Source organism: Streptomyces atratus, assembly GCF_014648655.1.
Lineage (GTDB): Bacteria > Actinomycetota > Actinomycetes > Streptomycetales > Streptomycetaceae > Streptomyces > Streptomyces atratus.
The window spans coordinates 145,231-167,020 of record NZ_BMRN01000010.1; the positions used below are offsets into that span (position 1 = coordinate 145,231).

Here is a 21,790-nt window from a genome sequence, read left to right on the forward strand (position 1 = left end):
CCGAACGCACAGAAAGAATGAGCCCCGGCGCCAGGGGGGGTGGGCGCCGGGACTCAGTTCAGGGGGTCACGCGAAGCGACCTATTTCGGAGGTTACTGGACGATGGCTCACGCCGCAGCGTCAAAACCCGTGTCGTGGGCCATTCGCTTCAGTTCGAGCAGCGCGTGCTTCTCGATCTGGCGGATCCGCTCACGGGTCAGTCCGTGCTGTTTGCCCACCTCGGTGAGGGTCCGCTCACGGCCGTCCTCGATGCCGTACCGCATACGGATGATCGATGCGGTGCGGTTGTCGAGCTTGCCGATCAGGTCCTCCAGCTCCTCGCTGCGCAGCAGCGTCATCACCGACTGCTCGGGCGACACCGCGGAGGTGTCCTCCAGCAGGTCACCGAACTGCGTCTCACCCTCGTCGTCCACGGACATGTTGAGGCTGACCGGGTCACGGGCCCAGTCCAGGACGTCACCCACACGCTCCGGCGTGGTGTCCAGCTCGGCGGCTATTTCCGTGTGCTCCGGCTCACGCCCGTGCTCACGGTTGAACTCGCGCTGCACCCGTCGGATCCGGCCGAGCTCCTCCACCAGGTGAACGGGGAGCCGGATCGTACGGGACTGGTCGGCTATGGAACGGGTGATGGCCTGACGGATCCACCACGTCGCATACGTGGAGAACTTGAAGCCCTTGGCGTAGTCGAACTTCTCGACCGCGCGCACCAGGCCCGCGTTGCCCTCCTGGATCAGGTCGAGCAGGGGCAGCCCGGCCCGCGGATAGCGGCGGGCGACGGCAACGACGAGCCGGAGGTTGGAACGGATGAATATGTCCTTGGCGCGCTCGCCCTCGGCGACCAGCGCCTCCAGCTCCTCGCGCGTGGCTCCACCGGCTTCGCTCTCCACCGCACCGCCGAGAATCTGCCGTGCGTAAACACCCGCCTCGACGATTTGCGACAGCTCGACCTCCTTTGCGGCATCGAGCAGCGGGGTACGCGCGATCTCGTCCAGGTACATGCCGACCAGGTCGCGATCGGCGATCTCCCCGCTCGAGGCGCGAACACTGCTTGCCCGGCTGGTCCCGCCGGTGGCGGACGAACGACGGGCGACGGCACGGGTTGCCATGCGTGCTCCCTTGCTGAGTAGGTCGCGACACCCTCTCGGGTGCCCTGCATCCGATGGAAACAACGACTGGAATCCGGACAGAATTCCCATGCCTGGCATTCATTTTCGCGATCATGCAGTACCCTGTCGCGCCGCGAAGGGAGTACACATGCCGAGCATCCAGACGAAAGTGCAGGTCAGGACGGGCACCGAAGGTGATTTGGTAGCGCTCACGGACATCTACAACCATTACGTACGTGAGACCGCGCTCACATTCGATACGGCCCCCTTTACACCCGAACAGCGGCTGCCGTGGCTTCGTTCCCATCCTGAAGACGGCCCGCACCGTCTTCTGGTTGCTCAGGATGTCCGCATTGTCGGCCCTGCCTCGGTCCTGGGGTACGCCACCAGCAGCGCCTTCCGTCCCAAGGCCGCGTACGCGACCTCGGTCGAGGTGAGCGTGTACTGCGCCCCGTGGGCCACCGGCCGCGGCATCGGCACGCTCCTCTACTCATCCCTGTTCGAGGCACTCGCCGGCGAGGACGTGCATCGCGCGTACGCGGGCATCACCCAGCCCAACGACGCGTCGGCCCGGCTGCACGAGCGCTTCGGTTTCCGCCATGTCGGTACGTACGCCGAGGTGGGCCGGAAGTTCGGCACGTACTGGGACGTGGCCTGGTACGAGAAGCGGCTGGGGCCACAGCCCTAGGGCCCGGCCCGGTCGCGGCCTAGGTCCACGGCCCGTTACGCACCGCGGACGCCGCGCCTAGCGTGCTGCCGTATGAACGACACAACGAGCAGGGACGGCACAACCAGCAAAAACGGCACACCCGACACGACCACCGGTGCCACCGACGACACCACGGGCACGCTCGACGAGGCGCTGGAACGTCTCCACACCGCGGGCCCCGAACGGAACGGCTGGCTGAGCAATCACGGTCCGATGGCCGTCGAGGCGCTGGTCCGGCACGGTCAGGCACCGGCCGTCCACCGGTGGCTCGACCACTACAGCCACAAGCTGGAGGACATGCCGGACACCGCGTCCCGGGTGACCGCGGAGAACTGGCGCGAGGCCCTGGGCGACCCGCGCCGGATCGCGGACTGGACTGAGTACTTCGAGCGGGAGACGGCCGAGCGCCCCTGGCGGGATGTCCTGACCGAGTGGTGGCCGCGGCTGCTGCCCGGCATCGCGGCGGGCGCCACCCACCCCGTGATCCGGGTCGGCCACTGCGTACGCACTCTGCTCGCCGGCGAGGCGAGCGCGCCCCGGATCACCGAGCTCGCCCACGGCCTCGGCTACTGGGCCGCCCGCCACCAGCCGCTTCCCACGCTGACACCGCTGGCGCCCGCACCGAGCGCCGCGTCCGCGCTGGACGCCGTACCGCCGGTGCCCGAGCAGAGCGGCGGCATCCGGGACCGGCTGGCGCAGCTCACCGCGTTCCCGGTGTGGCCGCAGCGGTTCACCGACGACCCGGACGAGGCGCGGGCCCGGCTGGAGGAACTGGTGCGGGCCGCGACCCACCGCTACGCCACGCACGGGCACGGCGAACCGATCATGCTGGTGCATGCCGCGACCGCACCCAATGCCGTGCTGCGCACGCTGCCCGCACTCCCCCGCGCACTGTGGGTGCCGAGCCTGCAGGCCGCCTGGGCGGCGAGCGCCGCGGTCACCGCCGCGTACGGCCCGGCCGAGCCGGCCCCGTACACACCAGCGACAGCGTCGGCCGAGGAGCTCTTCGCGCGGGCGGTGGCGCACGGCGACGATCACACCATCAAGTTCACGGACACCGCACTGGACATCGGCGATGCGACGGCCCTCGCCGCCGCACTCCGCTCGATCGAACTGAATCCGCCGGCCCTGTGACAGGACCTCGGACGGAGCTCAGCCGAACTGCACCGACCGCTTCGCAAGTCCCATCCAGAATCCGTCGATGACGCTGCGGCCCCGGTCCAGCTCACCCTCCGAGGCGCCGAGTGCCACGAAGAGCGGCGCGAAGTGCTCGGTGCGCGGGTGGGCCAGCCGGCCGGCCGGGGACTTGCGCTCGAAGTCCAGCAGCGCGTCGATGTCCTGCGCCTGGAGCGCCCGGTTCCCCCAGTCGTCGAACTCCGCCGACCAGCCGGGGGTGCCGCCGCCCGCATGCCGCAGGGCGGCCAGGTTGTGGGTGAAGAAGCCGCTGCCGACGATCAGGACGCCCTCGTCGCGCAGCGGCGCGAGCTTGCGCCCGATGTCCATCAGCTTCTGCGGGTCCAGCGTCGGCATGGAGATCTGGAGCACGGGGATGTCGGCGCCGGGGAACATCTCGACCAGCGGGACGTACGCCCCGTGGTCGAGCCCGCGGTCCGGGATGTCCTGGACCGGCGTACCGGCTCCGCGCAGCAGTTTGCGTACGTTCTCCGCCAGCGCCGGGGCGCCCGGGGCCGCGTACTGCACCTGGTAGTAGTGCTCGGGGAAGCCCCAGAAGTCGTAGACGAGCGGGACGGCCTCCGTCGCGCCGAGGGCGAGCGGGGCCTCCTCCCAGTGCGCGGAGACCATCAGGATCGCGCGGGGGCGTGGCAACTGCGCGGACCAGGCGGCCAGTTCGCCCGGCCAGACCGGGTCGTCGGCCAGCGGCGGTGCGCCGTGGGAGAGATAGAGGGCGGGCATGCGTTCCGCGGTGACAGTCATGGCACTCCCCATCCGCTGCTGATCGAGGTAAGTCTTTTAGAGGTCTCTTTGAAAAGGAAGGATTCTTTAATCTTCAAGCTCCTACCTCCCGAGACCTTAGCTCTATCTAGTTAAACTTTCAAGAAAAGGTCGTACAGTGGAGTACATGACCACGGCATCCCCCGGCGAGCCCCGCTGGCTCTCCGACGAAGAGCAGAGCGTCTGGCGTGCATATCTCCACGCCACCACGCTGATGGAGGACCACCTCGACCGCCAGCTGCAGCGCGATGCCGGCATGCCGCACATCTATTACGGACTGCTCGTCCAGCTCTCCCAGGCGCCCCGCCGCCAAAAGCGGATGACCGAGCTCGCCAAGGACGCCAAGATCACCCGCTCCCGGCTCTCGCATGCCGTCGCGCGGCTGGAGAAGAGCGGCTGGGTGCGCCGCGAGGACTGCCCGTCCGACAAGCGCGGCCAGAACGCGGTCCTCACCGACGAGGGCTACGAGATGCTCCGCCGGTCCGCGCCGGGCCATGTCAGCGCCGTACGCCAGGCGATGTTCGACCGGCTCACACCCGAGCAGATGCGTTCGCTCGGCGAGATCATGCAGGTCGTCGCCACCGGACTGCAGCCGGAAGGCACGGACGCGGACCTGCCCTGGCTGCGCTGAGCAGTCGTCGAACGCGGCTCTGCCCCGGTTCCGCCGAGCGGAACCGGGGCAGAGCCGCGTTCACATCACTTCACGTCACGCATTGCGCGACCCGCATCGGTGTTCAGCCCTCAGTGGGCGACGACCGGGACCTTGAACTCGTCCTCGACGCCGTCGGCGTCGCCCGAGCCAGAGGCTCCGGTCACCGCGGTCGCCGAGGGACGGCCGGCATTGATGAAGGTCACCGCGATCGCGAAGGCCACCACCAGGATGCCGACGGCCCACCAGATGGCGCCGGTGAAGCCGTGCACCATCGACTGGAGCTTCAGCAGCTCCGGGTCGGTGGCGCCGAGTGCGGCGTGCGAGGTGGCGTACGCCGTCGCGGCCGACGCGGCAATGGTGTTCAGCAGCGCCGTACCGATCGCGCCGCCCACCTGCTGCGAGGTGTTGACCATCGCGGAGGCGACACCCGAGTCCCTCGGCTCGACACCGTGCGTGGCCAGCGACATGGCCGGCATGAACGCCGTACCCATGCCGAGCCCCAGCAGGAGCTGTGCGGGCAGGATCAGCGTGGTGTAGGAGGAGCCGATCTCCAGCTGCGTCAGCAGCAGCATGCCGACGGCAGCGGTCAGGAAGCCGGGGCCCATGAGCTTGCGTGCCGGAACCCGGGTCATCAGCCGGGCACCGATCTGCGTCGAGCCGGTGATCATGCCCGCGATCATCGGGAGGAAGGCGAAGCCCGTCCTGATCGGCGAGTAGCCCTTCACGACCTGCAGGTAGTACGTCAGGAAGAGGAACAGCCCGAACATCGCGATGATGGCCAGACCCAGCGAGAGGTAGACGCCACCGCGGTTGCGGTCCAGCACGACGCGCAGCGGCAGCAACGGCGACTTGACCCGGGCCTCGGTCAGGACGAATGCGAGGAGCAGCACACCGGACGCGACGAACATGCCGATGGTCAGCGCGTCCGACCAGCCGGCGGACTCGGCGCGGGTGAATCCGTACACCAGAGAGACCAGGCCCAGCGCGGACAGGACGACGCCCGGGATGTCGAGCGACGAGCGGTTACGGCTGCCGGCCGGCTCACGGATCACGAAGTACGCGCCCGCGGCCGCGACTATCGCGAACGGGATGTTGACGAAGAACGTCCAGCGCCAGTTCAGCGCCTGGGTGAGGAAGCCACCGAGGATCAGGCCGACGGCGCCGCCGCCACCGGCGATCGCACCGTAGATGCCGAACGCCTTGGCGCGCTCCTTGCCATCGGTGAACATCACGGCGAGCAGCGACAGGGCCGCAGGAGCGAGCAGCGCGCCGAAGACACCCTGGAGCGCGCGCGAGCCGAACAGCATGCCCTGGTTCTGGGCCACGCCACCGAGCGCGGAGGCCAGCGCGAAGCCGATCAGGCCGACGACGAAGGTGCGCTTGCGCCCCCAGAGGTCGGCGATCCGGCCGCCGAAGAGCAGCAGCCCTCCGAAGGCGAGGGCATAGGCCGTGATGACCCACTGCTTGTTGGCATCGGTGATGCCCAGGGCCGTCTGGGCGTGCGGCAGAGCGATGTTCACGATCGTGGAATCGAGCACGACCATCAGTTGCGCAAGGGCGATGAACGCCAGCGCTTTCCAGCGGCTGGGGTCCGGGAGTCGGATATCAGCTGTTTTTGACATGGAGGCATCCACCTAAGGACGCGCGTGGGCGCGCGAAGTCGTGAACCGAGAGGTCGGCGAACGGGCAGTCGGTCGAGGGCGGTCGGCGAGACGACCGTCGGCGCAAGGGAGCGCGGTGAAAAGGAACGCGGTGAAAGGGAAGGGATGGTCAAGGCGTGGCGGGCGCGCCACCGGGCACCCCGCTCAGGGGCCCGGTGCGGGCGTCATGGCCGGCGCCGCAGATCCTCCAAGGTCGCAGCCGTTCCGGGCAGTTGGGACCGGGCCGGAGCCTCCAGCCCGTCCAGGAGCAGCTGTAGGTGGCGGTGGGTGAACCGGTCGATGTCCAGGCAGCCGGTGCCGGGCAGTGGCCGAGTGAGCTGGGAGAGGGCGACCAGCACGTCACCGACGGCGATGTCGGTACGCAGGCGCCCCGCGGACATGGCGCGCGCCACGAGCCCTTCGACGGCCTCTTCGAGGCGCCGACGCTCGGCGAGCAATTCGGGATGGTTCTTGTCGAAGCTGCCGGACAGCATCGGACACAGCGCCCCGATCCGTTCGTCGGCCGCCGCGTGCACAAAGCGGCTGAGCGCGGCGAAGGGATCGGCCTCTTCGGCCGTCGCTTCCTCCGCACGGTCGGTGGTGCGGGAGGTGACCGAGAGCACGACCTCGTGTGTCAGCGCGGCCCGGTCGGGGAAGTTCCGGTAGAGCGTGGCGTTGCCGACGCCGGCGCGGCGGGCGACCTCGTCGAGCGGCACATCCGGCCCGAACTCGACGAACATCTCGCGCGCGGCCGTCACGATCCGCTCCCGGTTGCGCAGTGCGTCGGCCCTCGGACGGGTCGTCCGGGGCCGCACTGCTCCCGTGGCGGTGCGGGTGACGGTATCCACGACGGCTACCCCTGCCTTCCGGCTCTTCCGGCCCTCATCACGACGCCGTTGGTCATTGCGACGCCCTTCGTTCTTCATGGCGACCCCTTCCCGTAACCGGGGACCATCTCCCCGCTTCACGGGGACACAGGTTCAAACGGGGAAAGGATCCCCGGTTATTTCCCACCACAATGTGACCTGACCCACACCCCCGGAACGGGAAAACCAACCGATCGGCGCACCCAGCGAGCGGTGCCGCACCACCCGTCACAGGCTGATCCGCAGAGGGCAGTCGGGGTCGGCCGGCTGCCGCGGACCCCGAGGCGCCTATATGCAGAAGACCCGCCACCGGATACGCAGGCACCGCCACCCGATCGCTCTCGGCTCGGCAACAGCCCTGGTCATTGCCGCAACGACCACGGCCAGCAGCAATCTCCCGATACCCAGCCGGACCTCGGCCGGCCCGGTGACCGCGGCCCGTCCGGCGGGGATCGCCCCGTGCCGGATACCGGTGACCATGGGCGTACAGATGTCGGAAGGCATACCGACTCCGGCGGGCTACGCCCGCTCCACGGGCAGGATTCGCGCCCTCAACCTGATGATCGACTTCCCGGACGCGCCGGGCCCCGGGCCGGCGATGGACCGGTACGCCGAATTCTTTCCGCAGACCACCAAGTGGTTCCGGACCGGTTCGTACGGGCGGCTCACCTACACCCCCGACGCCCCCGTGAAGTCCTGGCTGCGGATGCCACTGCCGTTCTCGGAGTACGGGATAGACCGCGGATCACCGTACGAGCCGGGCTACCACCGCCTCGCCGAGGACATAGTCGCCGCAGCCGACCCGAAGGTCGACTTCAGCACGTACGACCTGGTCAACATCCTGGTCACCCCGAACGCCGGACCCTCCGCCCTGGACACCGTCCTGTCCGTGACGTTCTCCGGCAATGCCGACGCACCGCACGCGGACGGTGTCCCGCTCACCAACGCGTCCTTCATCTACAGCCGCCAGGACGACGGCTCCGGGTCGTACGCACAGACCGGATACCGCGTCCTGCCGCACGAGAACGGCCACATCTTCGGCCTTCCCGACCTCTACACCCTGGAGGGCGGCGGCTCGGTAGGGCACTGGGACATCATGTCCGAGGACTGGGGGGTCAACAACGATCTGCTGGGCTGGCACAAGTGGAAGCTCGGCTGGCTGGACAACAAGCAGATCAGCTGTGCCTCCAAGCCCGGCACCAGCGACCACGTCCTGGAACCACTGGCCACCAAGGGCGGCACGAAGCTGGCGTTCATACCGCTGAGCAGTGAGTCCGGCTACGCGGTGGAGGTACGGACCCGGGCGGGCAACGACCAGGCGGTCTGCCGGCCCGGCGTGCTGATCTACAAGGTGAGCTCGGACGTCGACACCGGTCAGGGACCGGTGTCCGTGGCGGACAGCACCAAGGGCAGCAGCGGCTGCACCCGGCAGCCCAATGTGCACGCCGAGCTCTCCGACGCCCCCTACGAGCCGGGCGAGACCTTCACCGACCGGGCCAGTGGGATACGCATATCCGTGATCGACAAAGACGACAAGGGGGACTACCGCGTCCGGATCACTCGCCCCTGACCACAATGATCACTCGCCCCGACCGCCCGTGATCACTCTCTCCCGCCCAACGGAGTCCACTCATCCGACCGCCCGCGATCACTCGCCCGACCGCCCGTGATCACTCGCCCCGACCGCCCGCCGCACCTCCGCCTCGACAGACCCGCGCAACTCCCGCTTGAGGATCTTCCCGGTCGGATTCCGGGGCAGCGGTTCATCGCGTACGAGCACATGGGCCGGGACCTTGAACGCGGCCAGACTCCGCCCGACGTGCGCCCGCAGTTCCTCGACCGTGACCGTGGCACCGGCCCGCAGCCGGACGACGGCGGCGACCTCCTCGCCCAGGACCGGATGCGCCACTCCCAGCACCGCCGCGTCCTCGACGTCCGGGTGGTCGTGCAGCGCCGCCTCGACCTCCACGCAGTACACGTTCTCCCCGCCGCGGATCACCATGTCCTTGATCCGGTCGACGACACTGACCCGCCCCTCGTGCACCACCGCGAGATCACCGGTCCGGAACCAGCCGTCGGTGAACGCCTGCGCGGTCGCCGCCTCGTCCCGCCAGTAGCCGCGGACCAGGGACTGGCCACGCAGCCACAGCTCACCGACCTCGCCCTCGGTCAGCGGCTCGCCCGCAGGACCGGCGATCCGCACCTCGGTGGCGGGCGTCGGACGGCCGACGCCGGCGGGGTGGAGCCGGTATTCGGCGCCGAAGTTCGCCAGGACGCCACCGCTGGTCTCGGTCAGGCCGTAGCCGTTGCGGGGCTCGATCCGGTCGCCGTGGCGGGCGGTCAGCTGCGCGACGAGGTCGGGCGGGGCGGCGGCCCCGCCGGTGCTCAGCATCTGGAGGCTCTCCAGGCCGTCGCCCGCGTGCTCGGCCGCGGCGAGCAACTGGAGCGCGGTCGCCGGGACGCCCGCGTAGTGTGTGACGCGGTGCTCACGGATCAGCCGCAGCGCCTCCTCGGCATCCCACTTCCGCATCAGGACGAGCGTGCCGCCCGCCGCCATCGCCGCGTAGAAACCGGTGAACGCGGCGACATGGAAGAACGGGAACGTCAGCAGCGACACCGGGGCGGGCCCCTGCCCCGGGATGATCCCGCGCCCGAGCATGGAGGCGGCCGCGTGGTAGCGCGGGTTGAGTGCGGCCCCCACCTGGGCGAGATGCGTGGCGACCGCGCCCTTGGGCCGGCCGGTGGTGCCGGAGGTGTAGATGATCGTCGCGTCGTCCTCGGGCAGGATCTCCACCTCGGGGGGCGCGGCGAGCGGATCGGGCGCGGGCAGGTCCTCGTACCGCTCGACGCCGTCCGGAACCGCCCCCTCCTCATGGAAGACGACCACGCGCGCCCCGTTCTTCGCCGCCCACCCGGCGACCCTGGGCAGACGCTCGCCGTCCACCAGGAGCACCCTCGGCTCGGAGTCGTCCAGCGCGTACGTGAACTCGTCCTCGGTCCACCAGGCATTGAGCGGTACGGCGACCAGACCGGCCAGCTGCGCGGCCCAGAAGGCGATCTGCCACTCCGGGTGGTTACGCATCGCGACGACGGCCCGGTCACCCCGGCGGAGCCCGTACGTCCCGGTCATCCGGCACGCGAGCGCGGACGCGGCGGCGAAGAACTCGGCGTACGAGTAGCTGCGCTCCCCCGCGATCAGGAACGGCCGGTCCCCGAAGGCCCAGGTGGCCTCCACGAACTCACGGAGCGTCCTGGGACCGTCCGCGTACACGAGCGAGCCCGCATTGACCCCGTCCTCCACCCGCACCACGGCGAACGGCGCTCCCGGCCCGGTGAGCGCGGCTTCGATACGAGCGACGGCATCCGCGGCGGCCTCTGCGTCAGCGGCCGATGCCTGGGCATCCGGGTCGGGGGTGGCGGGGGTCGGGTCGGTGTGCGGCACGAACGACCTCTCTAAGCGCTTGCTCAGTACATTCGCGACGGTATGCCCGCCCCCGCCCCTCGTCAAGACAACCGTCCGGCCCCCGTCTCCCCTCGGCCGAGATCCCGCCCGACGAGGTTCAAACGGAGTCATCCGGACGAGGCGCGAGGGCGCCGCGAGACGGCACCCGAACGACATGGGCGAAGTCCTCGGGCACCCCGGTCCGCTCCATCCCGTCGTCGCGGTAGCGCCATTCGAACGGCAGGCCGTGCGCGGTCATGACATCGGGACCGTCCATGAGCTGGAAGTGCAGGTGCGGCTCGGAGGAGTTTCCGGAGTTTCCGCACTCGGCAATCTCCTGACCGCCCGTCACCCGGTCGCCCACAGCCACCCGGAGGGAGCCGCGCCGCAGATGGGCGCAGACCGCATACACGCCATTCCCGAGGTCCAGCAGGATGTAGTTCCCCAAGAGGTGGCAGGGCCACCCCAGGCTGCGAACGAATCCCTCCACGAAGAGGTAGGCGAAGCCGGGCAGGGACGACCGGGACAGATGATCGCGCTGCCTGCTCGCGGTCGCCACGACGACCCCATCGCCCGGCGCCAGCACCGGCATGCCGAAGGCGGGATAGAGCCCGGGACTCCGCCCGAACGGCCGGAGCCGGCGGAACGGCGGCGCCGCGGGCGAGTCCGCTTCGCCCGGGGCCGGGTCGTACTTCAGGTCGACGGCGTATGTCTGCGCGTGGCTGTGCACATGGCTGGGGACCTTCGTGCCGGGACCATTGAGCACCATCCAGCGACCGGCCACGGGCACCTGAACCGGCACCGGCACCTGCCCCCGGGGCGGACCCTGGCTGCGCGCCAGGGTCCAGCGCATGAGCCCGCCGACAGCGAGCAGCGCGACGCCGGTGTACCAGAGAGGACCCAGGCCCTGCTTGTTCACCACGACGCACAGCACCCCGGCACCGAAGATCAGGCCGTGCCGCTTCCACACTCCCAACAGCATGCGCACTCCATCCGTAAGCCGCTTGCGGCACCTCGGTTGACGACGCGTCCGGCCACGCAGGTGCACGCTGGACTCACGGCGATCTCGCCGAGAACGTCGACCCCGCCTGCTGGTACACCCCCACCGACTTTACCTTTCATTGACCATCGCTTTACAGTCACCGGACGTCCTTCGCGAGAGGAAGAGACCCCCCGAAAGGCCAGGATTCGAATCCCCACCCCCCGGTACGGGCCGCACCCACCCGCTACACTGTTCGCGGCGGCACGGCCCTCACCGGCTGGACCACCACAACCCTGTCGGCAGTCCATCTGAATCCCACCGCCCACCCGGGCCGGGCTCCGGACACGCTTTCCGACAGATCCCCGCCTCGCCTTCGTGGGATCTGTCGAAAACTCTCGAGACGCAGGTCACCGGCTTGGCTCTCTGGGAGTGAAAACGACCTCCCCCGGAATTCAAAACGCCCCCAGCGTGCACGCCCCTCCAGGCTGACCAGACCTACACGGGGATGACGTGTTCCAAGGCTGCACACCGGCCCCGCGTTCACCCAGTCACCCCCAAGGCCGTCCAGGCCGTAGCCACCACGCACAACCTCGCCGTCGCCTGGTGAGGAGCTACGCGAGGTTCCCCTCGTAGCGTGGAGTCCGTGACAGCAGGGGATTAGTTGTCATGGCAGAGACAGGGCCTCGACGTAGTCGCGTTGCGTCCGGTTTGTGATCATCCGAGGCCGAGGAGTGCGAGGGGCCATCGGGGATCGCGGGCGTTGCCTCGCAGGCCCGCGACGCAGCGTTGGAGCACAACGGTCTCTTAAAGCGGGTCGCCGCAACTCCTACAGGTGTCTTCGCCATCGTCGTACATAACGCCGCAGCAGTACGTGGGGCCGCCGCTGACTTCATAACAAGCGCTGCACATCTGAGACTCGTCGTCCCAGTCAGTCGCGTTCTCGACGGGATCGTCACACCCTGTACAGACAAGCGCTGTCACCGCGCGTCACCCCAGCAATCGGAGGAGGTAAACGGAGAGCAGTAATCGCTGTCGTGTCGCTCGGAGTAGTTGCTCATGTTGGCTGTCGGCTTACCGCAGTTCGGACACGTGGGGTGTTCACCCGGACATGTGCGATTGTTGTGCCCACCGAGTCCACATACCCTGCATGCCATGACGACAGAGTAGATGAACCTCAGCCGTCGGACCCAAGGCTTCGGCAAAGACTGGATGACGTCCGGTTTGTGATCATGCGAGGCCGAGGAACGCGAGGGGTCGGCAGGCGTTGCGTGCGTTGCGGCGGAGGCCGGCGGCCATGTTCTTGACGCTGCCCAGGCGCATGGCGCCGATGGCGAGATTGCGCCAGGTCGCCATCGCCCGGGGTGCATTGCCTGTCCGCAGTTGGGAGGCGTCCTCGGCGAAGGTGGTGTCGCGGACGTGGTGCAGGGCCTCGATCTTCCAGTGGTCCCGGACCAGCTGTGCGAGCCGGGCGGGGGCGGCCTGCTCGGCGGTCAGGCTGGTCACCGCGTAGACGGTGGTCTTGCCGGTCTTGCGGTCGGTGCGGCGGCGCTTGATCTGGACGGCCTGGCAGGCGCCCGGAAAGAGCAGGTTGTTCACGGTGGCGACCTTGATTCGGCGGATCTCCGCGCGGCCGTGGCCGCTGCCGCGCGTGCGGCCCTGGAGAGGGATGCCCTTCCAGGGAAGGGACTTCAGCTGCTTGCGCAGTTTCTTCTGATTGCCCTTGACGATCGCGATGTAGTGGGCCCGGCGGCCCAGAAGGTAGCCGGCGTGCTCGCGCTGGGTATGCAGTGCGTCGCTGGTGACGACCGTCCCGGCCAGGTCGGCGACGGTGTCCAGCAGCGGCTGGAAGCAAGCGGTCTCGCCGGTCTTCTCGCCGACGTCGAGCTGGGCCAGGACCAGGCCGGTGTTGTGCTCCACCGCCGCAAGAAGGTGGATCTTCCGTCCCCTCGCCCTGGCCGCGCCGCGCAGGGACTTGCCATCCACGGACAGTCCGCGCAACCCGGAGCCGGCGAGACAGCGGTCGGCGAGCCAGCCGCCCACCGCCCGGTCCAGGGCGTCGCCGTCGACGCGCGCGAGCAGGCGGCGCACCGTCGTCTCGGCCGGCACCAGCCGCCTGGGCAGCACCGGATCGGGGCGCACACCGAGCCGATCCAGCACCTGGGGCGGCGCGTCCGCGATCCACTCGCCGACCGCCAGCAGCGAAGTCGCCCCCGCCAGCACCGCGCACGCGGCCAGGGCGAGGACAACGGCGAACGCGTGCCGCACACCGCGAGGGTCCCGTGGGTCCGGCACCTCGGCCAGCCGTTCCAGCAGGCCCGCCACCTCCCCGGGCCCGACGCCGGGCTGCTCGCGGAGCTGGTCAAGGGCAGGCGGAATCGGCAATGACGCGTCGGCAGGCACGGTCTTCCAGGCAGGTCACGGGGCGTAGAGAACTCCATGATCTTGGAAATCCGTGCCTGTCCTGCCTCCGGGACGCCCGCCGGTCAACGAACCGTCACAAACCGGACCAGGGCTGACTACGCCGAAGCCCTGATGGCGGAGAAGCGTCGGAAATTCACGGCGGAGTTTCGTGAGGGGGCGGTACGCATCGGGACGGAGACCGGGAAGCCGGTCCCCGAGGTCGCTCAGAACCGGGGGACCAACGAGACGCCCTGGCGAGCTGGGTGTCGCGGGCAAAGCGGGCCGAGAAGGCCACGCCGGAGGGCGAAGACGCGTTGAACGCCCGGCTGATGGCGGAGAACGCGGTACTGAAGAAGGAGAACAAGGAGCTGGGGATGGAGCGTGATGTCCTTAAACGCTGCATGGTCCTGTGGGTGAAGTAGCTGTGGCGGACCCGGCCGCCGTGGCTGGGGGTGATCAGCGACAACAGGACCGGGCACGGCATCCCGCACACCGTCTCTGCCGCGCTCTTGGCGTGAGCGAGTCATGGTTCCACAAGTGGTGCGACCGCAGGCCCACCGTGCGTGAACTGCGCAGACAGCGGCTGGCCAACGAGATCAAGGAGATCTTCATCCTGCTGGTCCGCAAGGGCTGGCGGGTCTCGATGAACACCGTCGCGAAGCCGATGGCCGAACTCGGCCTCGTCGCCGGAGCGGTCAGACGCCGAAGCGGGCTGGCCAGGCCGGGGAAACGGCCGGCTGCACCGGACTTCGTCCAGCGGGACTTCACCGCCGAGGAACCCGATCTCGCCTGGGCGGGCGACACGACGGAGATCGCCACCGAGGAGGGCAAGCCCTACCTCGCCACGGTGATCGACCTGTTCTCCCGGCGCCTGCTCAGCTATGCGATGAGTGCCCACCACGACGCGGACCTGGTCGTGGCCGCGCTGAACATTGCAGCGGCCACCCGCAGCGGTGACGTCCGTGGCGTGATGTTCCATTCCGACCGCGGCAGCGAGGGTGGATTCAACGGGTCGTCGCAACACCTGATCGTGGAGGTGTTGCATGGCAAGACCAGTGGGATGGATGACGACGTTGACGGGGCGTCCGGCGATGTGTTCGCCGGGGCGGCCTCCGGTCCGTCGGGATGTGGAGCGGGCGTTTTGGGTGAAGATCGCCGGGGTCCTGACAGCGAGGACGCGGCGATCGCGTGCAGCGTGTCGGGGCCGGTTGGTTCACGGTGGTTCCGCGAGCGTGGCGGCATGCCGTCGATCCAGCTCAGCCCGCCATCGGGCAGGTACCTGTCGTTCGCAGAGCGTGAGGAGATCGCGCTACTCATGGCCCAGGGCGAGGGGTGCGCGAGATCGCGCGTCGGCTGGGCAGGTCACCGTCGACCGTCTCGCGGGAGCTGCGGCGCAACGTAGGCACACGTGGCGGCCAGCTCAACTACCGGGCCTCGATTGCACAATTGATACAGGTCAATGCGGAAGTACGGCGGACTCCATGCCGGATTTCTGTGAGGCCCGCGAGCAGCACCACCGCCCCAGAGGCGATCCGACCTGCATTCTCCACGACGGCATGGAGCAGAGCCGCGTGGCCCACAGAGCTACACCACTCAGCGGGACGCAACCAGGAGCCGTACTCAGCCGTTGTCAGTGGCATGCGGTAGACGTTGTGCCGTCAACGTGTCGGGGAGATGACGCGAACGGCCGCCAGTTACCGTCCCGTCGGCGCCCCCAAGTCATGGAGGACGGTGCGCCTGCGCCGTTCAAGAGTCCACCGGAGGACGCAATACGTGGGTTGCCAAGTCGGGCAGCGTCGTCCATTGAGGCGGAAAACATGAGACTTTGGGAGGACGTGACCTCTCGACCCAGGGCAGGCATAGTCGACGCAGTGGCGTTGGCTACGCCCGAGCCTTCCCGTCCGACCGAATACATGGGGTGTCGCCCCTTGCGGCGTCCGACCTACAGGAACAGCGACAGAGGGGAGACTTCCGCCCTCTATCATCCGTTGCACGCTACACCTTTAAGGGTGCCATCGCGTCTCCACGCCGAAATAGCTGCACCCTTAAGGGTTCAACAACCCGTAGATCACGTGCTCAAATAGTGAAGGATATGTGGCCATGGCGCCTTGGGGGGGCGGGCCACACAGCAGGTGGGGGCAAGATCATGAAGTACGGTCACGCGAGCGACATCAGGCGCGGTGCTTTTGTTCGGGTACCGGGCGGTCCAGGGATCGGCAAGATTGGGGAGGTAGACGGGGAACGCGTCCGCGTCGACTACTTCGAGTCGCCGGTTTCGGTCATCGCACAGTCGCAGTGGGTTGCGAATCAACTGATCCATCGGGTGCTCCTGGAGCGCGAGGAGCGCATCTGGTGGAGGAGCCCGAACGGGTCTTGGAACGCGGGGCGGATAGTTCACGCCAGTGAGCGTGAGTACATCGTGCGGTTTCCTAACGCGGACTACGATCTCCCGGTTACCGTAGGCGATCTTTATGTCCGCTGGGATCGTCCGGTGCAGGACCCCGTGGCCAATCTCGCAGTGCGCGGAGGCAGTACGGCTCCCTTCCGGGAGGGCCGACTGCCGATGTTGCGCAGTCTGGTGCAGCAACGTGGCGCGTGCGCGGGTATGGGCGCTTTTTTGTCCTCTTCGGTGGAGATTTACCCGCATCAGGTCGAGGCCGCTTTGACGGTGTTGTCTGACCCCGTACAGCGTTATCTGCTGGCCGACGAGGTAGGCCTGGGCAAGACGATCGAGGCGGGATACGTGATCCGGCAGGTCCTGCTGGATGATCCGGCTGCGCGGGTGTTGATCGTCTCTCCCGCGGCGCTGCGCCGGCAGTGGCTGCGGGAACTTCAGGAGAAGTTCCACACCGGGGACTTCCCGCTGGAGCGACTGGTCGTCACCTCGCATGAGACACCGCATGAATGGCAGGCTTACGCGGGTTTTGCGCTCGTTGTCGTGGATGAGGCGCACGCTCTGGTGCAGTCGGGCCCGCAGCAGTCGCCGTATCGGGAACTTTGTGCGCTTGCGCACTCCGCGGAGCGATTGCTGCTGCTGTCTGCGACGCCCGTCACCTCTCACTACCTGACCAACCTGGGCCTGCTGCACTTGCTGGATCCCGAACTGTACCGGTGGGATCGACAGAAAGAGTTCGAGCAGCGTTATGTGATGCGCTCGGCCCTAGCTGACAGTGTCCAGTCGCTTGATCCGGATTTGAACTACGTGATCCGCGACAGCCTCGAGGACATCGCCAAGTTGCTCCCAGACAGCGACACTCGTTATCACCAACTTGCTCAGGATGTCCTGGCGTTGCTGGACGACGAAGACGAGTTGGTTGATGGCGCGCTGCGGGGCGAGTTCAGCTACCGGGTCGCGCAGGTGCGCGCGCATCTCAGCGAGACCTACCGCATTCACCGGCGGGTGATCCGGCATCGCCGCGAGGCGGTACTGCGGGAGAGCACCGACCCGGACGCAGTGGGATTGGCGTATGCGGTGCGAGGCCGGAAGCAGCCCACGCTCATCCACGCTCCCTCAGGCACCGGCGAAGCAGGGGAAGAGTTGGTCCTGCGCTGGTGGAGTCAGGTGCGCGACCATCTGGACAACGAGGAAACCACCGACAACCACAGCGCTGCCTATGGCATGGTCCTGGCGGTCCTTGCGGCACGGGCGACGGTGTGGCCGGGGGACGTCGTGGACGTACTGCGGTGGCGCGTGCACACCGATCAGGCCGCTGCGCAGCGAGCCGGCTTGAGTACGCGGGAAGTGGCCCTGCTGGCCGTGGCCCCGGTGCTGGCTGAGGAGCGCAGCCTGCTGAGCAGCGTGGAAGAACAAGACCACTCCCCTGCCCGACAGGACCTGCAGGCGATCGTCGATGCCCTGCTGCCGCACCTGCGCCGGCTGAAGAAGTCGGTCATCTTCTGCGGACCGGGGCCGTTGGCCGGTCACCTGGCCGAATATCTACGCAACTGCTTCGGCCGTCTGACGGTGGCCGAACACACGCACCGCCAAGGGCCAGGACCTTCCGCGGATGCGCTGACCGCGTGGTCGATAGCCACGGGACAGGCGCTGCTCCTTGCAGACGACTCCGCCGAGGACGGTCTGAACCTGCAGGTAGCCGATGGCGTCTTCCATCTGCGGCTGCCTTGGTCCGCCAACCAGTTGGAACAGCGAATGGGGCGGGTCGACCGCTACCCCGGTGCACAAGGGGCAGGAGCGGACGTGCCCGCCACGCAGTTCCGTCTGGCAGACGAGAGCGGCAGCGACGGCTCTTTCACCGAGGCGTGGGCGACGTTGTTGACCGAGGGCTACCAGGTTTTTGATGTCTCCACCTCGACTTTGCAGGATGCCATTGCCCAGTCCCTTGAAGAGGTGTGGGCGCATGCCTTTGTCTCCGGCCCGGAAGGGCTGCTGGCGCAGCGGGACAGGGTGCGGGGACGACTACGTGAGGAGCAGCATGAGATCGCCAAGATGGACCTTCTGGAGTCCATCCATGCAGCGGGCCAGGGGCTGCGCAGCGTGCCGGCATCCTTGATCGAAGCGGAAACGGACTGGGGCCAGATCCAGTCGGCGCTGTTGGGCTACACCGCTGCGGACGACGGAGGGATCAAGCTGCCGCACGTGACGCGCTCGGTGGACGGCGCAGCGGCGGTGCAGTTCAGCGTGCGGACTGCGCACCCCATGCTGGCGCCTCGGCACTGGCAGCAGGTACAGCAGCGGATCAGTGATGACGCGTTGGCACTCGGCTTGTTCAACCGTTCACCGGCACTGCGGCATCCTGGCACGCGGCTGTTCCGGCTGGGCAACCCGCTGGTAGACCTGCTCAGTGAAGCGGTCCTCAACGACGACCTGGGCCAAAGCGCCGTCTTTCGCCGGATCGACCGAGCGATGCCTTGTGGTGAGGAGCCCCAGCCGTACTACGGCTTCGACTTTCTCGTTGAAGCCGATGTCACGGCCGCCCTGTCGTGTGTGGAAGACAGCCCGGATGCCGCGCGTGCCCTGCACCGGCAGGCGGACCGCATCCTGGCTCCCTTCGTGCGTCGGGTATGGGTGGAAGGGGGAACCAACCGGGCGGTAACCCACCCGGCGCAGCGCGACTGGCTGGATCGGCCCTACGACAAGAACAAGGGCGACCGCAACTACAACAGCACACGCGCCGATGAGTACTTCGCTCTGTTCGGCGGCCAGGAGGCTGCCGCCTCCATGGCCCGCGAGGCTGCCGAGACTGCGCTGGCGTTCTTGCGCCAGCACACAGATCTGTCGGCCACCTGCGAAGAAGCCCAACAGCAGGCCCTGGAGGTAGCAGCGGTCCTCAATGCTCAGTGCGGGGCGCGGCGCGCCGCCGGACACCTGGTGGGAGACACCGAAGGTCTGGTGACCGATGCGGCCATTTTGCAGACCTTGGCCACTGGTTTGTCCCGTCCTGTGATCCGCATCGTCGCTGCGGCGTGTGTCGTACGGCGTGGTTTGGAGTATGTACAGAAATGAGCAAAGACGAATGGGGGCAGGCCCGGTACCTGTTTGCCGCGTGGCCGACCATCACCTTGGCTCTTACGCAGGAAGGGACAGTGCGCCGGTTGGGCGACACGCTGGCCGGCCTGCACAGCGGCGACAGCGGATGGCGCGACGTCGTCACACTGACGCATCAGATTCTGTTGCGGGCACAAGCACTGGGCAACACCGACCGATTGCCAGTCCCGCTGCGGGCCGGGTTGCCGACGCTCGAGCAGTGGCGGGAGGGCGGCTGTGATGCGCTCTTCGACGACGAAAGAGTCTTGCTCCGGGGCGTGACGTGGGCACCGGCCGAAGAATCTGCCACGGCACAGGAAGCAGGGCTTGACCAGGTCCAGCATGCCGTCTTGGGAACCGACTCCCCGATGCGGCGCGCGTTGGACCACACGCCGGCCGACCCCTTCTGGACCCATGTGTGGGACTACCACCATTATTTGTCGCGGGGCCAGCAACAGGCTGCTCGTTCAATCGCCATGATGCCACCGGGGGAAACCGCGATCGTGTGCCTGCCCACCGGGCACGGCAAGACACCGGTGGCTCTGGCAGCGTGCATGCTGACCAGCGCCCATGGCGGCGTGTCGGTGCTCGTGGTCCCCACGGTGGTGCTGGCCATCGACATGGAACGCAGAATCCGTAGCCTGCTGGGCCGCAACGATCCCCAAGCTGCCCAGCGCCGGTATGCCTATGTCGGCTCGCTCGATGCTGCCGCCAAGCAAGAAATGCGCGACAGCATCGTCTCCGGACGCCAACCCCTCGTGGTGGCCTCCCCCGAGGCCGTGACCATGGGGCTGCAGGCAGCTTTGCTGGAGGCCGCCAAAGCAGGCCATCTCAACTATCTCGTTTTGGACGAGGCCCACCTGGTCGAGCAGTGGGGCAACGACTTCCGCACAGCGTTCCAATCCCTGGCCGCGCAGCGCCGCTCCTGGATGACGGCGGCACTGCCGGGGCGGGCGCCGCGCACCGTTGCCATGAGCGCCACCCTCACGCAGCAGCAGGTGCGTACCCTGGAGAACCTCTTCGCCCGCCCTCGGCGGGCAAAAATGGTGTGGGCCTCGGAATTGCGACAAGAGCCGGCCTACTTCTTGGATTCGTTCCCCTCCGAGGAGGAGCGCACAGAGGCCGTGCTGGAGGCTGTCACCCGCCTACCCAAGCCCATGGCGCTGTATGTGGCGCGGCGCGACGACGCCAAGCTGTGGCTGCAGCGACTACGCGACGCCGGGTTGCACCGGGTGGCCACGGTGCATGGTGCTTCGACCGAAGACGAGCGGCGGGCTGCTTTGTCCGGGTGGGCGGGACGCAACGATGACACGCCTGTCTCGACACGGTTCGACGTCATCGTGGGTACCTCCGCCTTCGGACTCGGAGTCGACCTTGGTGATGTGCGCACGGTGATCCACGCGTGCCTGCCGGAAACGGTGGATCGCTACTACCAAGAAGTCGGGCGCGGCGGCCGTGACGGCAGCCCCTCTTTGGCCTATCTCGCCACCTGCCCCTCAGACCGCCAGATCGCGCACAGCCTCAACCGCCAAAAGCTCATCTCCGCCCCCACCGCCTGGGAGCGCTGGTATGAAGGCATGTTCCTGAAGCGCCCTCCCACAGAGGGCACCTTGTATCGGCTGAACCTGACGCACCGGCCGGCGCGCCTTGCCGAGGGATACAAGCGCCATCGCAGTTGGAACGAACAGATCCTCAACTTCATGGTCCGTGCCGGGCTGATCGAGATCTCCCCGCCCCAAGCCCCACAACGCGCACACGGCGAGGACGACCGTGCATGGGAGCAACGGCTGACGTCGTTCTACGAGCAGGCACCCGACCTGGTCGATGTCGACCTCAAGGACGGACAGACGAATAATCCCGAGTATTTTGCTGCCGCCATCGACCGTGTGCGCGTAGACATCAAGGTGGCCCAGGACCGTGCCCTGATGCGGATGGAGCAACTGCTGCTGCGTGAGCGGTGCCTGGCCGATGACCTGGCGCCGTACTACACCGTCAACGGCTACTACACGATGCCGGCATGCCGCGGATGTCCTGCCTGCCGTCGGCACGGCCTGCCGCCCGCCGGCCCCGGAACGCTGTATCGCACTCCTTTGTCCCCGGACCCGGACATTGCCGAATGGCCACGCGACACCGCGCCGCTCACCCCTTTTCACCCCCACAGCCCCGGTCTGTGCCTGTACTGGCGCAGCAGCGAAGAACGCCGCACGGAACTGATGCCCCTGTTGATACGACTGGCACGGGCCGGGGTGTCCTATTTCGGCGGTCCCGGTCTGGACGCCACCCAGGCGTTCCAGATCCAGGAAGAGGCCGGCTCGACTGCTGTGGTGTTCGACTACGACGACAGTCTTGTCCACGAGGTTCGTGGACTGATGGTGTGGGTGGAGAAGGAAGACGCATCCGTCGTGGATGCCGACGTATGGTCGCGCATGTCGGACGACGAACCTGTGTATCTGCTGCATCCGGAGAAGGCGGAAGATCCTGACAGACTCGGCCGCCTCCTCCTCGACACCCATGCGGCCACGCTTCCCCTTCCGCATGCGAGAAAAGGTCTCTGA

The 21,790-nt window shown here is 67.8% G+C and carries 13 protein-coding genes and 3 pseudogenes; 9 read left to right on the forward strand and 7 right to left on the reverse strand.

Annotation, left to right across the window (positions count from 1 at the left end; genetic code table 11):
* Positions 1-107: 107 nt before the first annotated feature.
* Positions 108-1,106, reverse strand: a complete 999-nt coding sequence (locus IEZ15_RS19235; protein ID WP_189278363.1) for a sigma-70 family RNA polymerase sigma factor — start codon at positions 1,104-1,106, stop codon at positions 108-110.
* 148 nt (positions 1,107-1,254) lie between these two features.
* Between IEZ15_RS19235 and IEZ15_RS19240 the strand changes: the two genes are divergently transcribed.
* Entirely contained in the window at positions 1,255-1,794 is a 540-nt protein-coding gene (locus IEZ15_RS19240; RefSeq protein WP_189278365.1) for a GNAT family N-acetyltransferase, read from the forward strand.
* Positions 1,795-1,866: 72 nt separating this feature from the next.
* Positions 1,867-2,949, forward strand: a complete 1,083-nt coding sequence (locus IEZ15_RS19245) for a questin oxidase family protein (protein ID WP_189278367.1) — start codon at positions 1,867-1,869, stop codon at positions 2,947-2,949.
* Positions 2,950-2,967: 18 nt separating this feature from the next.
* On the opposite strand, the gene IEZ15_RS19250 is transcribed toward IEZ15_RS19245, so the two are convergent.
* On the reverse strand, positions 2,968-3,750 hold the full coding sequence (locus tag IEZ15_RS19250) for a dioxygenase family protein (protein ID WP_189278368.1): 783 nt from the start codon (positions 3,748-3,750) through the stop codon (positions 2,968-2,970).
* Between the two features lie 136 nt (positions 3,751-3,886).
* Between IEZ15_RS19250 and IEZ15_RS19255 the strand changes: the two genes are divergently transcribed.
* Entirely contained in the window at positions 3,887-4,399 is a 513-nt protein-coding gene (locus IEZ15_RS19255; RefSeq protein WP_189278370.1) for a MarR family winged helix-turn-helix transcriptional regulator, read from the forward strand.
* 110 nt (positions 4,400-4,509) lie between these two features.
* Here IEZ15_RS19255 and IEZ15_RS19260 read toward each other — a convergent pair whose 3' ends face one another.
* Both IEZ15_RS19260 and IEZ15_RS19265 read right to left on the reverse strand, forming a co-directional pair.
* Positions 4,510-6,042, reverse strand: coding sequence for an MFS transporter (locus IEZ15_RS19260; RefSeq protein WP_114245038.1), 1,533 nt, complete (start codon positions 6,040-6,042; stop codon positions 4,510-4,512).
* Positions 6,043-6,245: 203 nt separating this feature from the next.
* Entirely contained in the window at positions 6,246-6,908 is a 663-nt protein-coding gene (locus tag IEZ15_RS19265) for a TetR/AcrR family transcriptional regulator (protein ID WP_189278373.1), read from the reverse strand.
* 310 nt (positions 6,909-7,218) lie between these two features.
* On the opposite strand from IEZ15_RS19265, the gene IEZ15_RS19270 reads away from it, so the two are divergent.
* A complete protein-coding gene (locus tag IEZ15_RS19270; protein ID WP_189278375.1) occupies positions 7,219-8,496 on the forward strand; it encodes a M6 family metalloprotease domain-containing protein in 1,278 nt (425 codons plus the stop codon).
* A gap of 78 nt (positions 8,497-8,574) precedes the next feature.
* Here the strand turns inward: IEZ15_RS19270 and IEZ15_RS19275 are convergent, their stop codons facing one another.
* From IEZ15_RS19275 to IEZ15_RS19285, 3 genes and pseudogenes are all read right to left on the reverse strand, one after another.
* Positions 8,575-10,368 carry a class I adenylate-forming enzyme family protein gene (locus IEZ15_RS19275; protein WP_189278377.1) on the reverse strand — a complete coding sequence of 598 codons (1,794 nt, stop codon included), beginning with the start codon at positions 10,366-10,368 and terminating at the stop codon, positions 8,575-8,577.
* A 118-nt stretch (positions 10,369-10,486) separates the two neighbouring features.
* Positions 10,487-11,350: a M23 family metallopeptidase gene (locus tag IEZ15_RS19280; protein WP_189278379.1), complete on the reverse strand. Its 864-nt coding sequence runs from the start codon at positions 11,348-11,350 to the stop codon at positions 10,487-10,489.
* A gap of 1,386 nt (positions 11,351-12,736) precedes the next feature.
* Positions 12,737-13,750, reverse strand: a pseudogene (locus IEZ15_RS19285) (ISAs1 family transposase); the annotation flags it as partial.
* A gap of 263 nt (positions 13,751-14,013) precedes the next feature.
* Between IEZ15_RS19285 and IEZ15_RS44820 the strand changes: the two are divergent.
* From IEZ15_RS44820 to dpdF, 5 genes and pseudogenes are all read left to right on the forward strand, one after another.
* Entirely contained in the window at positions 14,014-14,172 is a 159-nt protein-coding gene (locus IEZ15_RS44820) for a hypothetical protein (RefSeq protein ID WP_229845987.1), read from the forward strand.
* 242 nt (positions 14,173-14,414) lie between these two features.
* Positions 14,415-14,735 (forward strand): annotated as a pseudogene (locus tag IEZ15_RS19295) (DDE-type integrase/transposase/recombinase); the annotation flags it as partial.
* 79 nt (positions 14,736-14,814) lie between these two features.
* Positions 14,815-15,253 (forward strand): annotated as a pseudogene (locus IEZ15_RS47660) (helix-turn-helix transcriptional regulator); the annotation flags it as partial.
* A 643-nt stretch (positions 15,254-15,896) separates the two neighbouring features.
* Complete coding sequence (gene dpdE / locus IEZ15_RS19305) at positions 15,897-19,214, forward strand: protein DpdE (protein WP_189278383.1); 3,318 nt, start codon at positions 15,897-15,899, stop codon at positions 19,212-19,214.
* Complete coding sequence (gene dpdF, locus IEZ15_RS19310; protein WP_189278385.1) at positions 19,211-21,790, forward strand: protein DpdF; 2,580 nt, start codon at positions 19,211-19,213, stop codon at positions 21,788-21,790. The genes dpdE and dpdF overlap by 4 nt, the downstream gene beginning before the upstream one ends.